The sequence below is a fragment of the Neisseria sp. P0021.S006 genome, assembly GCF_051956895.1.
Map to the genome: position 1 here is coordinate 1 of NZ_JBQCWZ010000010.1, position 15,570 is coordinate 15,570.

Below are 15,570 nucleotides of genomic sequence, written 5' to 3' on the forward strand. Positions count from 1 at the left end.
ATACTCCAGAAACTACTGGTAAATTGGGATGTTGTGTTCATTATTTTGCTCCGTGATCACGGACTGACTGAGCTTGATCGTCCTTTTCAGACGGCCTTTGTTCGTCATTATCGAAAATACTGCTGGCAGCATCGTCATAGTTTTTCTTATTGCGTCTATTGAACACAATATAGAGAACTAAAATAAAGCTGATAAATACCCAAACAGTAAAGAGCGAGCGAGCCCAGTTAGCGTCCATGATGTTACCTTACGTTTTTCAATGCCAAGCCCAAGCCTTGCAGATAGGCGATAACAGCGTCCAGCTCTGATTTGTTAGCCAGCATTTCAGGTGCTTTGGCAATTTCTTCATCGCTGTAAGGTGTACCCACTTTACGCAGGGCTTTCATATGCGCCACAGTTGCCTCGGCATCGACTTTATTTCGTGCGAGCCATGGGAATGCAGGCATATTGGACTCCGGCACAACGTCGCGCGGGTTCAGCAGGTGGATGCGGTGCCATTCATCGGAATAACGGCCGCCAACACGAGCCAAATCCGGACCGGTACGTTTAGAACCCCATTGGAACGGATGGTCATAAACAGACTCACCGGCAACAGAGTAATGACCGTAACGTTCAGTTTCTGCACGGAATGGACGAATCATTTGAGAGTGGCAGTTGTAGCAGCCTTCGCGCACATAAATATCACGACCGGCCACTTGCAGGGCGTTGTATGGTTTCACGCCGGGTGCAGGTTCGGTAACTGCCTTGGTGAAGAACAGCGGAACAGCCTCAATCAGAAGGCCGACGCTGACTACAAGCAGGGTGAATACAATCAGTACGCCGACTTTTTCTTCAGCTAATTGTTGTAATTTCATTTTGGTAGCCTATCTTTCTTGTCATTAGTGGTGTTGAGTTTGAGAAACCGCAGGAATCTCAGCATCAACTGCTTTACCACTGATAGCAGTACGGTAAACGTTATATGCCATGATGCACATACCGCTCAGGTACAGAAGACCGCCGGCGAAACGAATCATGTAGTAAGGCATGGTACGTTTTACGGATTCAACGAAGGAATAAGTCAGCGTGCCATCGTCATTCAAAGAACCCCACATCAGACCTTGCATTACGCCGGCAATCCACATTGCAGCGATATACAGAACCACGCCGATGGTCGCGATCCAGAAATGCGCCTCAACCAATTTGGTGCTGTACATTTCATTTTTGCCGAACAAGCGGGGAATCATATAGTAAACGGAACCGATGGTTACAAAGCCCACCCAGCCCAATGCGCCGGCGTGAACGTGTGCAACAGTCCAGTCGGTGTAGTGGCTCAGAGCGTTAACGGTTTTGATAGACATCATCGGACCTTCGAAGGTAGACATACCGTAGAAAGACAGAGAAACGATCAAGAATTTCAAAATCGGGTCGGTACGCAGTTTGTCCCATGCGCCAGACAGAGTCATGATACCGTTGATCATACCGCCCCAAGAAGGCGCAAACAGGATCAAAGACAATACCATACCCAAAGATTGAGTCCAGTCAGGCAACGCGGTGTAGTGCAAGTGGTGAGAACCAGCCCACATATAAGTGAAAATCAAAGCCCAGAAGTGGACGACGGACAAGCGGTAAGAGTAAATCGGACGGCCTGCTTGTTTTGGTACGAAATAGTACATCATACCCAAGAAGCCGGCTGTCAGGAAAAAGCCCACCGCATTGTGGCCGTACCACCATTGAACCATCGCATCAATCGCACCTGCGTAAACCGGGTAAGATTTCATCAAACCGGCAGGGATGCTGATATTATTGACGATGTGCAACAGCGCAACGGCCAAGATAAAGCCGCCGTAGAACCAGTTGGCAACGTAAATATGTTTGATTTTACGTTTGGCAATCGTACCGAAGAATACGATGGCGTAGGCAACCCACACCAGCGTAATCAAAATGTCGATAGGCCATTCCAACTCGGCGTATTCTTTACCTTGGGTGTAACCCATAGGCAAGCTGATGGCCGCAGCCACGATAACAGCCTGCCAACCCCAGAAGGTAAATGCAGGCAGCCAACCGCCAAACAGACGGGTATTACATGTACGTTGAACAACGTAGTATGATGTACCGATCAAACCGCAACCGCCGAATGCAAAAATAACCGCATTGGTGTGCAGAGGACGCAGGCGACCGAAGTGGAACCAAGGTCCGATATTGGATAAATCGAGGGCCGGAGCAAAAAGCTGGGCAGCGACGATAACGCCGACCAACATGCCCACAATACCCCAAACTACAGTCATGATGGCGAACTGGCGCACCACTTTGTAGTTATAAGTTTGTGTGTCCATGGAAGTCTCCATAAATTATGGGTATAAAAAATTTTTATCTCACCCCAACCCCTGCATTTACGAAAAGCGCAATACGGCCAAGGCTCAAATTTTTCTAAATTTAACATAGACACCACAACATGCCAAGCAAAATTACATTCCACATTGCATAAAATATTTAGTAAGACATAAATTCATTTCTTTTATAATCAATAAATTATTAAAACATACGCATTAAATCAGACGTGGTATTTTTTCAAGCCCCCTTTTTCATACAGTTTTATTGATATAGATTAAGCCCACCCCTTAAACCCCCTTATTCTTAATAAACTTTAGCAAATTAACCAATAGCCATGATTAATTACAAAATTACCCCCAACTTTCTGTCTCATGAATGGCACATCACCTTATCATTCACTCAACCTAATGATTATGAAACAGAAATCAGCCTGCCAAACTGGGTTCCCGGCAGCTACCTCATCCGTGACTTTGCCCGCCACATCACACACATCAACGCGTGCTGCAACGGCAAAGCCCAGCCACTGACACAAACCAGCAAAAACTATTGGCAAACCCCTGCCCTCAATGGAGCGTGGGAAATTTACTACACCGTCTACGCATTCGACTTGTCTGTTCGCGGCTCATTCCTCAGTACCGAGCGCGGCTTTTTTGATGGCGCGTGCCTATTCTTAAAAGTGCACGGACAAGAGGAACAACCGCACCAAGTCGAATTTCCTACCCTGCCACACACATGGCAGATAGCCACAACCCTGCCACAAATTTCGGCGACCACTTTTCAGACGGCCTCATATGCCGAGCTTATTGATCACCCTGTTGAAACAGGCATCATCGAATTCCTCGACTTTGAAGCACAAGGTATTCCCCACCGTATTGCATTAAGCGGTATCTACCCCGATTTCGACCTCACCCGCTTCCTCGCCGATATTCAAAAAATCTGCGAAACCGAGTTGGCGATGTTCCCTTCCCCTGCCCCGTTTACCGAATACCTTTTCCTACTACATCTGGGAGACAACCTCTACGGCGGACTGGAACACATCAGCAGCACCGCCCTTCTTGCCGACCGCCACAGTCTGCCATCTTACGATATGGGCGAAGCCGACAAAGCCTATACCGAATTACTCGGTCTATTCTCCCATGAATACTTCCACGCATGGAACGTCAAATCCATCAAACCGGCTGTCTTCGCACCTTACAATCTCGACCAAGAAAACTATACCGAGCAACTTTGGGCATTTGAAGGCATTACCTCCTACTACGACGACCTCTTTCTTGCTAGAAGCAAAACCATCAGCCCCGAAGCCTACCTTACCCTGCTTGCACAAGGCATCACACGCGTCCAGCAGACACAAGGCCGTCTGAAACAAACACTTGCCCAATCCAGTTTCAGCGCATGGGACAAGTTCTACAAACAAGACGAAAACAGCCCCAACGCCATCGTCAGCTACTATCAAAAAGGCGCACTGGCCGCACTTTGCCTCGACCTCATCATCCGTGAGAAAAGCCAAGGCAAATACACCCTCGACAGCGTGATGCAGCAACACTATCTCGATTGGTGCAACACCCATCAAGGCATACCCGAAAAACACTGGCAATCCCGTTGCCAAGAAATGACCGGTTTAGATTTAGAAACCTTCTTTCAGACGGCCTTATACAGCACCGAAGACCTTCCACTCGCAGAATACCTGCAAAGCGTAGGTGTCAAACTTGACTTTATCCCACTGCCCCGCCAACACGGAGGAGCATTTGCAAGCGAACCCCAATCGGTTGTCCCCGCCAATGATTTGGGCGCACGTTTCAAACAAAACAGCGACCATGCCGTCCTGACTCATGTATTCAATGGCGGCAGCGCAGAAAATGCCGGACTCTGCTCGCAAGACAAAATCATCGCCTTAGGCGGCTATGCCTGCAACGACCTTGCAACGCAGTGGAGCAAACTGCCTATCAGCACGCGCACCACCATCCATTTCTTCCGCCAAGGCCTGTTGCGCGAAACCAGCATCACAGTTCAAGCGGCAGAAGCCAATACCGCCCTGCTGCATATTACCGATCGCCAAAAACTCGAAAACTGGTTGTACAATCATTAAATAAAACTTCAGACGGCCTGCCACTTCCTAGGCCGTCTGAAATCAACATATCCATTTAATATAAAGAAAGGAAAAACTATGCCCATCCGTAAACTGACCGACACCCTCTATATCGCCCCCCAACTGACCGAAGCAGATGTCCAAGAAGCCGTACGTCTCGGCATCAAAACCATCATCTGCAACCGCCCGGACGGCGAAGAAGAAAACCAACCGACTTTTGCCGAAGTGCAAAACTGGTTTAAAGAGGACGGCATCAACCAATTTTCCCACCAGCCCGTCGTTGCGCCTCAAATCAATGCAGCCGATGTCACAGCCTTCCAAAATCTGTTGCAACAATCTCCGGCTCCCATTCTTGCCTTCTGCCGCACCGGCACTCGTTGCTCCCTGCTTTGGGGTTATCATCAAGTGCAACACGGCGCATCCGTAGCCGAAGTAGTTGCCGCAGCCGAACAGGCAGGTGTCAACCTCAGCAACTTTGAAGCCCGCCTGCAAGAAGCCAAAGATAAAGGTTTGGCTTAATGCTTAATTTATATAAGTAGCAGCCTTTAAACCGATCAGGCCGTCTGAAACCCATTTTTCAGACGGCCTAATGACTTTTATTCACAATCAAACCTTATTTTTAATTTATTTCCACTATCCTAAAAATATATTTTCTAAATCAAGCCCGAATTGACCTGTATCAATACCCTGACCCTATTTTCATTTATAATGCCTTTCAATGCTTCAGGGCCATGCCCGAATCTTCCAGTTTCCTCGATAAGAGCCAGCTCTCTTATTAAATGATTTTTCTTTCCTCTTGATGTGTGTGTGTTTGGGTGTGGCCGAAAGCCACCCCCTTTTTTTTTATACCTACCCTCTTTCAGGCCGTCTGAAAACTTTCAGACGGCCTTTCCTTTCCCCTCACGAAAATAGTATAAAATCCCCTTATCGTTCAAACCACAAACTTAAAATACCATGGTCAACAAACTCACTCCCCCGCCAAGCCTGCCCGATCCGCAAGACCTCCGTGCCGTTATCGCCTACAACATGCGCCTCTATCGCGTTAATCACGGCTGGTCGCAAGAAGAACTTGCACGCCAATGCGGACTTGACCGCACCTACGTTTCCGCCGTCGAGCGCAAACGCTGGAACATCGCCCTTTCCAACATCGAAAAAATCGCATCCGCACTCAAAATCGCCCCTTACAAACTCCTCCTTCCTCCACAAGAAATGCTCCGCCAAATGACCGAGCCTGCCGACACCCAAGCCTAATTCACAGCCAGACACCATCATGACCGCCGCCCAACAAGCCATCCAAACCTACCAGCAGCAAAAAGCCGCAGCAGAAACTGCCTACCGCCAAAACAACCGCCCTACCGCTTACTTCCGCGACCATATCGCCGCTGCCGAAACCCTGCTGCAAACCCTCTGGCAAATCCACTTCCCCGACAGCAACGACATCAGCCTGATTGCCATCGGTGGCTTTGGGCGTTGCGAACTCTATCCCCATTCCGACTGGGACTTAGCGATTATTTCTTCGGCCACATTTTCAGACGGCCTGCAACAACAAACCGCCCAACTTATCCAAACCCTTTGGGACGCACGCCTCAATCCGGCCATCAAAAGCGGCAGCATAGAAGAAATCCTCCAAAGTACCCAAAACGACATTACCGGCGAAACCGCCTTTCTTGAAGCACGCCATCTCCAAGGCAATGCCGACCTTACTGCCCAACTTCTAAACAAACTCAATACACGCCGCGACACAGCCGCTTTTATCGAAGCCAAACTCCTCGAAATGGAGCAACGCCATACCAAATCCCAAGGCACAGGCGCACAACTCGAACCCAATATCAAAACCTGCCCCGGCGGCCTGCGCGACATCCACACCCTGATTTGGACAGCCAAAGCACAAGGCATAGACAGCAACCCCACCGCCCTCGTTACCGCCGGCGTCCTCACACGCACCGAAGCCGGCATGCTAGCCCATGGCTATCGCCGTCTCGCCAACATCCGCATTCACCTCCACCTTACCGCCGACCGCCCCGAAGACAGGCTGCTTTTCGACTACCAGTCCCAAGTCGCCGAAAGCTTAGGCTATACCCAACCCGACATCCGCGGCAGAAGCGAAGCCCTGATGCATACCTTCTACCGCGCCACCAAAGCCATCAAACAACTCAACGGCATTCTTATTCCGGTTCTCAAAAACCATCAAACCTCCAGCCGTCCCCAACATATCCACCCCATCGACAGCCACTACAAACGTATCGGCCACCAAATCGCCGCCAACGATCTTGCCCTGTTTGAACAAAATCCCGAACACATCTTCACCATCATCCAAACCATGCAGGAGCAAAACATCACCACCATCGAGCCGCAAACCCTCCGTGCATGGTGGGCGGCCACACGAAAAATCAACACCCGTTTTACCCAAAATCCAGAAAACCGCCGCCGCTTCATCCAATTCTTCAAACACGGCACCGGCCTTACCCAAACTCTCCGTTTTCTCAACCTCTACGGCGTACTTGGCCGCTATCTCCCCGCATGGGAAAAAATCACCGGCCTGCTCCAACACGACCTCTTCCATATTTACCCCGTAGACGACCACATCCTGACCGTCGTCCGCAATATGCGCCGTCTCGCCATCGAAACCCACAGCCACGAAATGCCCGAGGCCAGCGCCATCATGCAGGCCTACCCACGACCGCACATCCTCTACACCGCCGCCCTGTTGCACGACATCGCCAAAGGCCGCGGCGGCGATCACGCCAAAGAAGGCATCAAAGACGCCCAACAATTCGCCGCCGACCACTACTACACCGAAGAAGAAAGCCACCTCCTCGCATGGCTGGTTGAAAACCACCTGCTCATGTCTACCGTTGCCCAAAAAGAAGACATCCAAGACCCGCACGTCCTCCAAGCCTTCTGCCGCCGTATTCCCACACGTGAATACCTCGACGCACTCTACCTGCTTACCATTGCCGACATCCGCGGCACCAACCCAAAACTTTGGAACACATGGCGCGCCAGCCTGCTCCAAACCCTCTACCACAGCACCGCCGCCGTTTTAAACAGCAAAAAACACGATCCCGAACGCCTCCCCAACCGACGCGAACAAGCCGTGGCCGACCAACTCACGCGTGCGGCCGTTCCCCTCAAAAACCAACAAAAACTCCGCCGCATCCTCGGCAGCGCATACTACGTCCGCCATCAGACACGGGAAATCCTCTGGCACACCGCAAACCTCGCCTACGACACCCAAAGTCCGGCCGTCCGCAGCCGTATCCTTCCCCAAAGCAACAGCCTTCAAGTCATGGTGTTCATGCCCAATGGCGACCGCCTCTTCGCACGCCTCTGCCGCATCTTCAGCAGCCACCGTTTCGACATCCAAGCCGCCCGCGCCTTCATTACCGAGCACGACTACATCCTCGACACCTTTATCCTGCAACTTCCCGACAATCTCCCGCCCGAAGAATATCCCGACCGCCAAAGCGCACTCGAAGCCGAACTCAACAGCTTCATCCACGGCAATACCACCGTCCAAAAACAAAGCGGCCGCCCGCACATCAGCCGCCGCATCCGCCATATTCCTATTCCGCCTACCGTAATCATCACCCCCGAAGAAGATTATCCCGGCTGGCACACCATAGACATCACCGCCGTCAACCGCCCCCATCTCCTCGCCGACATCGCCGAGACCTTCTTCGCACACAACATCAGTCTGCGCTACGCCAAAATCACCACCTTGGATCAGCGCATTGAGGACAGCTTCATCACCTACAGCCCATCCCTCCAAGACCCGCAAACCCAAAACACCCTAAAACAGGCATTGATCGAAGTCTTGACCCCATAAAGGCTGTCTGAACATCTTAAAAACATAGGGTGAGCATTTTTGCTCACCCTAATCACATCCAAACATATAAACATCCTGAATATACCCTTCTAAAACACTCAAGAAATCCAAAGCCTTAAAATGCGAACCAAAACTTCCTTCTGACATAAAACTACATTCCAAAATCATAACTCAAATGAATATAATTCCAATAACAAATTTTCATTCATCTATTACACCAAACCCTCTTTAAAAATCCTTCCTTCCAAATTTTCTCCTTATCCGTATTCAAACAAAATACGCATACAAAATAAAACCTATAAAAAACAAAAAAATAAAATAAAAAAATATTAAACTTACCGATTAATCCATAAAGATACCGCCCATCTAAATCAATTAACATATTATTAAACAAGCTTAATTTCTGACAAAAAACGTCACACACCCAAACTTATCTCCCTTTCCTGTCACAAAAAACACAAAACTGACAAAAAACGTCAACCCCCTATTTCCTTAAAATCCTGAAACTTTCAAACAAAACCTCATAAAACTTAAAAATTAAAAAATAAACCCAATAAAAACAATAAACAAAAAATAAAAAATAAATTTTTTAATCAATTTTGCGCACTTGGCACACAGACTGCTTGAAACAACACGTCCGATAAGGCCCAAGCCTCAAAGCAGCAAGCCCGACGGAAGCTGTATATTCCTTCTTACTTTATGGTTTACTCATAATACATAGTGCCAAGCACATTACGGACTTTTTACTTAAATTAAACATAATTATTCACACTTTCAAACTGGAGTTTTAATCAATGAAAGCAATCCAAAAAGGTTTTACCCTGATCGAATTGATGATCGTCATCGCGATTATCGGCATCTTGGCAGTTATCGCCCTGCCTGCATACCAAGACTACACTGCACGTGCCCAAGTTTCTGAAGCCATCACTTTGATGGAAGGTCAAAAGTCTGCTATTGTCGAATACTATGCAGATAAAGGTGACTGGCCTAAAGACAATAAAGCGGCAGGTATTGCAGCGGCTACTGATATTAAAGGTAAATACGTTGCTAAAGTTAATGTAGCTGATGGTGTTCTGACAGCAACAATGAAAGATAAAGATGTAAATAAAGATATCCAAAATGCAACTATTTCTCTATCGCCCGAAATTACTAATAAAGCAGCAAACTCCAAAGGCTCCTTCACTTGGACTTGTACTCCAGGAAAAACCAAAGGTGTAGATACAAAATTCTTACCTTCTTCTTGCCGCCCAGCTGCGAAAAAATAAGCTAGCTAATCTAATTTAAATATCTAACAAAAGATATTCGACTCAAAGCAAATCCCATAATAATTATGGGATTTGCTTTATAAAATAAAAATAAGAAAACGACATACTCAAAAAATGAAAAAACTACGCAACGCCCAAACCGGCTTTAGCCTGATTGAGTTGATGATTGTTATCGGCATCATCGGCATTTTGGCAGTAGCAGCTCTTCCCGCATACCAAAACTATGTTGCCAGAGCACAAGTAGCAGAAGGCATTATGCTGGCAGGCAGTATGAAAAGCTACGTCGAAGAAGCCTATGCGGATAAAGGCAGCTTGCCGCTTGACCTCAATATCAAGCAACTCGCTTCAGACGACAATAAAGTCGGTAACTATGTAAAGATTGTCCGTATTGAAGATAATGGCACTATTGTTGCCGCCATCGGTAATCAAGCCGCTGTTCCTGTGAAGAATACCGAAATCCACTTGACACCAAGTTTTGCAAAAACAGGTAGTACTAAAGGTACAACAATTTGGTCTTGCGGTGGCACCATGGATACACACTTCCTTCCCGTATCCTGCAAACAAAGCTTGTAAGCTTATTTCCCAAAACACAAAAATACATTGCGAAGAAAACCCCCAAACAAAGCCAAATACAAACGCGGAAAACGAACAAATCAAAAGAACAAAACTCTCCAAAACAAGGTCATTAAGAGCCTGAATCATCACATTACGAAAATAAATGCCGTCTGAAATCATTTTCAGACGGCCTCTTTATATCCAATCCTAATATGACATAAAACTTTTATCTTGATTAGTTTCAGACGGCCTTCATCTTTTCACAACTACATAAAACAAATTCGCAACACTCCTGATAAGACAATTTGTCGCCCATCTGAACTCAATATATAATTTAACCATACAAGTCTTTATTTTTAAGCATTTTTCATTTTTAAAACATACATTGCCTACATTGGGAGAAACATCATGCCTCATCTGAATTTAGATAAAACAGATTTAAAGATTCTGCAGGTTTTGCAGGAAAACGGGCGGTTGAGCAATGTTGAGCTTTCTGAAAAGGTGGCGCTCTCCCCTTCTCCCTGTCTGCGCCGTCTCAAACAGCTTGAAGATGCGGGCATTATTCAAAAATACGCGGCCCAGCTTTCTCCCGTATCTTTGGGCTTGGGCTTGCAGGCTTTTATCCGTGTATCGATTAGCAAGGCAAAAGATGCGCGTGAGGATTTTTCCGAATCTGTCCGCGCTTGGCCTGAAGTATTGAGCTGCTTTGCTTTAACGGGTGAAACCGACTATCTGCTCCATGCCTTTTTTACCGATATGAACGCGTTTTCCCATTTTGTTTTGGACACGCTGCTTTCGCACCACGGCGTGCAAGATGCGCAATCGAGTTTTGTGTTGAAAGAAATTAAAAACACGACCGCTCTGCCTTTGGTTCATTTGGTTCAGGATTGATGATTTGAAACTGATAAAGGCCGTCTGTTGTTCAGACGGCCTTTTAAATTCCAATGGTTTGCTTTCACGTCCATACACTTGTATACTTTTTAAGAATAATTCACATAAGCTTTTACTATGACTGACACCGCCCATCTTGATACCAATACTGTTTCAGAACATACCAAACAATGGCTGGAAAAAGCCGTTATTGGACTGAATCTCTGCCCGTTTGCCAAAGCGCCGCACGTTAAAAACCTGGTTCGCATCGTTGTCAGCAAAGCCCGTCATTTGGACGGTTTTCTTGAAGACTTGGATCGTGAATTGCAGCTTCTGGGCAATACTTCCGCTTCGGAATTGGAAACCACTTTACTGGTTCATCCGACACTGTTCCCTGATTTTGAAACCTTCAACCAAATGCTGGAAATTGCCGACGATGCCGTTGTTGAAAACGAATTGGAAGGCATTGTCCAAATTGCGCCGTTCCATCCTGATTTTCAATTTGAAGGCACAGAAGCCGACGACATCAGCAACTACACCAACCGTTCGCCCTACCCGACCTTGCACCTGATTCGTGAAGACAGTATTGCCAAAGCGGCTGAAGCATTTCCCGATGCCTCGGCAATTTTTGACCGCAATATCGCGCTGCTGGAAAAAATGGGGCATGAGGGCTGGGATAAATTAGACATTCCACGTTGTCCATTTCCACATCACAAGCCATCTGAAAACAAATAATTGGTGATGGGAAGATGGTTCGCTATTTATTGATTTTTTGCGGCGCATTGTCGCTCGTCTTGGGCATTATCGGCATTTTCCTGCCATTACTGCCGACTACGCCTTTCATTTTATTGACCGCCGCCTGCTGGGCAAAAGCTTCTCCGCGCTTTCACAATTGGCTGTATCATCACCGCCACTTTGGTCCGATCATACAAAACTGGGAAAACAACGGCGCTGTGCCACGCAAGGCAAAGTTCTTCGCTATCGGCATGATGGCCATTTCTTGCCTTTTTATGTTTTGGCAATTTCCAGAACGCTGGTGGATTGGTGCCGTTTCATCAATCTTCTGTAGCTGCGTGGCAGTGTGGATGTGGTTACGGCCGGAGGCATAAAATAAAACAGGTGGGCATTTTCGCTTACCTGTTTTTTATTTTCATACCCAATTTATCCATCAAAACAATCAGTAAGAACCAAAACACCCTATTCGACCCTCATTTTTCAGACGGCCTCCATTTATTCAATTAAATGTAAATTTTAGCTAAAATTAATTCAAAGTATTTTTTCGATAGCATTATTTCCGATATTTCAAACTCCTGTTTCAAAACCATTTTTTTACTACCTCCAACTATTCTACTCATTTTGATTCCTTTATTTGTATCAACATTTCTTTTGATTCCAACACTCTAAACCGTCCCTTAACACTTGCTTTGCGTTATACTTTCCCCTGACACAACCGCGCAGTTCGTCTGGATATTTTCAGACGGCCTGAATATTTCACCGCCGTGCTTTCTCAACGAAGTTCCTCACGGTGCAACAGAATAAAAAGGAAATACTATGCGCTCTCTCTCATTTTTACTGCTTCTTGCCGCCTTTCCTGCTGCGGCATCCGATTTTGACGGCTCATCCGCAAGCCTGCTTTGGGGTCTGCCGTTTGCACTGATTCTCTTGTCCATTGCACTCGGACCTCTGTTTTTCTCCCATATTTGGCACCACCACTTCGGCAAAATTACAGCGTTTTGGACGCTGCTGTTTTTAACGCCGTTTATCATCACCTTTGGTTTCGGAGCCGGCGTACATACCGTTGCCCATGCGTTGGTTGAAGAATATATCCCCTTTATCCTGCTGCTTTTAGCGCTCTATACCATTTCAGGCGGTATTTTTGTCAGCGGCGATTTGCACGGCTCACCTAAATTGAATACAACCCTGTTGGCAGTCGGCACGGCTTTGTCTTCCATCATGGGGACAACAGGCGCGGCGATGTTGATGATTCGTCCGCTTTTGAAAGCCAACCATAAACGCCACTACCGCGTTCACATCGTGATTTTCTTCATTTTCTTGGTAGCAAATATCGGCGGCGGTCTGACTCCTTTAGGTGATCCTCCGCTGTTCTTAGGATTCCTGAAAGGCGTAGATTTCATGTGGACGGTCAAACACATGCTGATGCCTGTATTAATCAGTTCTGTGATTTTGCTAGCCGTTTTCTACATCATCGACAGCCAACACTTCAACCGTGAACAAAGCGAGCACCTTGCTCCCGCTCCTTCCGATAAAGAAGAAAAAATCAAAATTTACGGCAAATGGAATTTCCTGTTACTGGCCGGCGTAGTCGGTGCGGTTTTGCTGTCCGGTTTGTGGAAACCAAATCATCCGGGCTTTGAAATCTTGGGCAGCCATTACGCTTTGCAAAACCTGATGCGCGATGGCATTTTGCTGGCTTTGACCGCCGTATCTTGGATTATCACGCCCAAACAGGTACGCGCAGGCAATGAGTTCAACTTCGAGCCGATTGCCGAAGTGGGCAAACTGTTTTTGGGTATTTTCATTACCATTTCGCCTGTTTTGGCGATTTTGAAAGCCGGCGAAACAGGTGCATTGGCTTCCGTTGTTTCTTTGGTTCACGACGCAGCAGGCAATCCGATTAATGTGATGTATTTCTGGATGAGCGGCATTTTGTCGGCATTCTTGGATAACGCGCCGACTTATTTGGTGTTCTTCAATATGGCCGGTGGCGATGCCCAAGCCTTGATGACAGGCCACCTATTCCATTCATTGCTGGCAGTATCCATGGGTTCCGTATTTATGGGCGCGCTCACTTATATCGGTAATGCGCCGAACTTCATGGTCAAAGCCATTGCCGAACAACGCGGCGTACCGATGCCTTCCTTCTTCGGCTATATGGCATGGTCGGTAATTGTATTGGTACCGCTGTTTGCCCTGCATACGATGATTTTCTTCGTTTGGCAGCTCTTTTAAACTTAAAGGCCGTCTGAAACTCAGACGGCCTTTTTTATTTTCAGCTATATCATCAAATATAGCGTTTAAATATCAAACAGTTAAAAATTATTTCCCTTAACATTCGATTACACATTCCTACTTTTTTCCCACTTTTCCCGTAAAAATAAGCGTAAAACTGACATAAAACAGCCTATACCTGATAAAATCTAAAGCTTTGTTGTTTGCGTTTATTCGTTGTTTTTATAGCAAACCTCTGCTTTTTTCAGACGGCCCATCCTTTGTTTCAAAGCATTACATGCCGTCTGAAAAAACAATCCGACATCCGAATCTCAACCCACCAAAAAGTAACGCATCCTTATGATTAAGATAAAAAAAGGCTTAGACCTGCCTATCGCAGGCAGACCGGAGCAAGTCATTTATGACGGCCCGGCCATTACCGAAGTCGCGTTGCTTGGCGAAGAATATGTCGGCATGCGCCCCTCGATGAAAATCAAGGAAGGCGAAGCCGTCAAAAAAGGCCAAGTGCTGTTTGAAGACAAAAAGAATCCGGGCGTAGTATTTACCGCTCCGGCTTCAGGCAAAATCGCCGCGATTCACCGTGGCGAAAAGCGCGTACTTCAGTCAGTCGTGATTGCCGTTGAAGGCAACGACGAAATCGAGTTCGAACGCTATGCACCTGAAGCGCTGGCAAAATTGAGCAGCGAAGAAGTACGCCGCAACCTGATTCAATCCGGTTTGTGGACTGCGCTGCGCACCCGTCCGTTCAGCAAAATCCCTGCCGTCGATGCCGAGCCGTTCGCCATCTTCGTCAATGCGATGGACACCAATCCGCTGGCTGCCGACCCTACGGTCATTATCAAAGAAGCCGCCGAAGATTTCAAACGCGGCCTGTTGGTATTAAGCCGCCTGACCGAGCGTAAAATCCATGTGTGTAAAGCAGCCGGCGCAGATGTGCCGTCTGAAAACGCTGCCAACATCGAAACACATGAATTTGGCGGTCCGCACCCTGCCGGTTTGAGTGGCACGCACATTCATTTCATCGAGCCAGTCGGTGCGAACAAAACCGTTTGGACCATCAATTATCAAGATGTGATTGCCATTGGCCGTTTGTTTGCAACAGGCCGTCTGAACACCGAGTGCGTGATTGCCTTGGGTGGCTCTCAAGTCAACAAACCGCGTCTCTTGCGTACCGTTTTGGGTGCGAAAGTATCACAAATTACTGCGGGCGAATTGGTTGACGCAGACAACCGCGTGATTTCCGGCTCGGTATTGAACGGCGCGATTGCACAAGGCGCGCACGATTACCTCGGCCGCTACCACAATCAGATTTCCGTTATCGAAGAAGGCCGCAGCAAAGAGCTGTTCGGCTGGGTTGCGCCACAACCGGACAAATACTCCATCACGCGCACAACCCTCGGCCATTTCCTGAAAAACAAACTCTTCAAGTTCAACACAGCCGTCAACGGCGGCGACCGCGCCATGGTACCGATCGGCACTTACGAGCGCGTAATGCCCTTGGATATCCTGCCTACCCTGCTCCTGCGCGATTTAATCGTCGGCGATACTGACAGCGCTCAGGCACTGGGTTGCTTGGAATTGGACGAAGAAGACCTCGCTTTGTGCAGCTTCGTCTGCCCGGGCAAATACGAATACGGCCCGCTGTTGCGCAAGGTGCTGGAAACCATTGAGAAGGAAGGCTGATT

At 47.5% G+C, this 15,570-nt stretch carries 14 protein-coding genes; 11 read left to right on the forward strand and 3 right to left on the reverse strand.

Annotated elements, in window-relative coordinates; translation table 11 throughout:
- Positions 1–40: 40 nt before the first annotated feature.
- From ACTHUM_RS03540 to ccoN, 3 genes are read right to left on the reverse strand one after another with little or no spacing between them, the layout of a single operon-like run.
- Positions 41–238, reverse strand: coding sequence for a cbb3-type cytochrome oxidase subunit 3 (locus tag ACTHUM_RS03540; protein ID WP_003748776.1), 198 nt, complete (start codon positions 236–238; stop codon positions 41–43).
- 4 nt (positions 239–242) lie between these two features.
- Positions 243–854: a cytochrome-c oxidase, cbb3-type subunit II gene (gene ccoO / locus ACTHUM_RS03545; RefSeq protein ID WP_003748778.1), complete on the reverse strand. Its 612-nt coding sequence runs from the start codon at positions 852–854 to the stop codon at positions 243–245.
- Between the two features lie 24 nt (positions 855–878).
- Positions 879–2,312: a cytochrome-c oxidase, cbb3-type subunit I gene (gene ccoN, locus ACTHUM_RS03550; protein ID WP_440361200.1), complete on the reverse strand. Its 1,434-nt coding sequence runs from the start codon at positions 2,310–2,312 to the stop codon at positions 879–881.
- A gap of 332 nt (positions 2,313–2,644) precedes the next feature.
- On the opposite strand from ccoN, the gene ACTHUM_RS03555 reads away from it, so the two are divergent.
- From ACTHUM_RS03555 to ACTHUM_RS03605, 11 genes are all read left to right on the forward strand, one after another.
- On the forward strand, positions 2,645–4,396 hold the full coding sequence (locus ACTHUM_RS03555) for a M61 family metallopeptidase (RefSeq protein ID WP_440361201.1): 1,752 nt from the start codon (positions 2,645–2,647) through the stop codon (positions 4,394–4,396).
- A gap of 78 nt (positions 4,397–4,474) precedes the next feature.
- Positions 4,475–4,915, forward strand: coding sequence for a TIGR01244 family sulfur transferase (locus ACTHUM_RS03560; protein ID WP_150540651.1), 441 nt, complete (start codon positions 4,475–4,477; stop codon positions 4,913–4,915).
- Positions 4,916–5,350: 435 nt separating this feature from the next.
- Entirely contained in the window at positions 5,351–5,647 is a 297-nt protein-coding gene (locus tag ACTHUM_RS03565) for a helix-turn-helix domain-containing protein (protein ID WP_003680870.1), read from the forward strand.
- 19 nt (positions 5,648–5,666) lie between these two features.
- Positions 5,667–8,225 (forward strand): [protein-PII] uridylyltransferase, encoded by a 2,559-nt coding sequence (gene glnD, locus ACTHUM_RS03570; protein WP_150540650.1) that lies wholly within the window; start codon positions 5,667–5,669, stop codon positions 8,223–8,225.
- 794 nt (positions 8,226–9,019) lie between these two features.
- Positions 9,020–9,490: a pilin gene (locus tag ACTHUM_RS03575; RefSeq protein WP_150540649.1), complete on the forward strand. Its 471-nt coding sequence runs from the start codon at positions 9,020–9,022 to the stop codon at positions 9,488–9,490.
- A gap of 114 nt (positions 9,491–9,604) precedes the next feature.
- On the forward strand, positions 9,605–10,063 hold the full coding sequence (locus ACTHUM_RS03580; RefSeq protein WP_150540648.1) for a pilin: 459 nt from the start codon (positions 9,605–9,607) through the stop codon (positions 10,061–10,063).
- Positions 10,064–10,453: 390 nt separating this feature from the next.
- Positions 10,454–10,936, forward strand: coding sequence for an Lrp/AsnC family transcriptional regulator (locus ACTHUM_RS03585; protein ID WP_003684427.1), 483 nt, complete (start codon positions 10,454–10,456; stop codon positions 10,934–10,936).
- 117 nt (positions 10,937–11,053) lie between these two features.
- On the forward strand, positions 11,054–11,650 hold the full coding sequence (locus tag ACTHUM_RS03590) for a DUF1415 domain-containing protein (protein ID WP_049336044.1): 597 nt from the start codon (positions 11,054–11,056) through the stop codon (positions 11,648–11,650).
- A gap of 14 nt (positions 11,651–11,664) precedes the next feature.
- Positions 11,665–12,024: a YbaN family protein gene (locus tag ACTHUM_RS03595; RefSeq protein ID WP_049336046.1), complete on the forward strand. Its 360-nt coding sequence runs from the start codon at positions 11,665–11,667 to the stop codon at positions 12,022–12,024.
- A 442-nt stretch (positions 12,025–12,466) separates the two neighbouring features.
- Positions 12,467–13,885 carry a sodium:proton antiporter gene (locus tag ACTHUM_RS03600; protein ID WP_070503741.1) on the forward strand — a complete coding sequence of 473 codons (1,419 nt, stop codon included), beginning with the start codon at positions 12,467–12,469 and terminating at the stop codon, positions 13,883–13,885.
- Positions 13,886–14,224: 339 nt separating this feature from the next.
- Positions 14,225–15,568 (forward strand): Na(+)-translocating NADH-quinone reductase subunit A, encoded by a 1,344-nt coding sequence (locus ACTHUM_RS03605; RefSeq protein ID WP_070503744.1) that lies wholly within the window; start codon positions 14,225–14,227, stop codon positions 15,566–15,568.
- Positions 15,569–15,570 lie beyond the last annotated feature (2 nt).

Coding starts and splice junctions, on each gene's coding strand:
- ACTHUM_RS03540 (WP_003748776.1), bottom strand. CDS start 238: ATGGACGCTAACTGGGCTCGCTCGCTCTTTACTGTTTGGGTATTTATC.
- ccoO (WP_003748778.1), bottom strand. CDS start 854: ATGAAATTACAACAATTAGCTGAAGAAAAAGTCGGCGTACTGATTGTA.
- ccoN (WP_440361200.1), bottom strand. CDS start 2,312: ATGGACACACAAACTTATAACTACAAAGTGGTGCGCCAGTTCGCCATC.
- ACTHUM_RS03555 (WP_440361201.1), top strand. CDS start 2,645: ATGATTAATTACAAAATTACCCCCAACTTTCTGTCTCATGAATGGCAC.
- ACTHUM_RS03560 (WP_150540651.1), top strand. CDS start 4,475: ATGCCCATCCGTAAACTGACCGACACCCTCTATATCGCCCCCCAACTG.
- ACTHUM_RS03565 (WP_003680870.1), top strand. CDS start 5,351: ATGGTCAACAAACTCACTCCCCCGCCAAGCCTGCCCGATCCGCAAGAC.
- glnD (WP_150540650.1), top strand. CDS start 5,667: ATGACCGCCGCCCAACAAGCCATCCAAACCTACCAGCAGCAAAAAGCC.
- ACTHUM_RS03575 (WP_150540649.1), top strand. CDS start 9,020: ATGAAAGCAATCCAAAAAGGTTTTACCCTGATCGAATTGATGATCGTC.
- ACTHUM_RS03580 (WP_150540648.1), top strand. CDS start 9,605: ATGAAAAAACTACGCAACGCCCAAACCGGCTTTAGCCTGATTGAGTTG.
- ACTHUM_RS03585 (WP_003684427.1), top strand. CDS start 10,454: ATGCCTCATCTGAATTTAGATAAAACAGATTTAAAGATTCTGCAGGTT.
- ACTHUM_RS03590 (WP_049336044.1), top strand. CDS start 11,054: ATGACTGACACCGCCCATCTTGATACCAATACTGTTTCAGAACATACC.
- ACTHUM_RS03595 (WP_049336046.1), top strand. CDS start 11,665: ATGGTTCGCTATTTATTGATTTTTTGCGGCGCATTGTCGCTCGTCTTG.
- ACTHUM_RS03600 (WP_070503741.1), top strand. CDS start 12,467: ATGCGCTCTCTCTCATTTTTACTGCTTCTTGCCGCCTTTCCTGCTGCG.
- ACTHUM_RS03605 (WP_070503744.1), top strand. CDS start 14,225: ATGATTAAGATAAAAAAAGGCTTAGACCTGCCTATCGCAGGCAGACCG.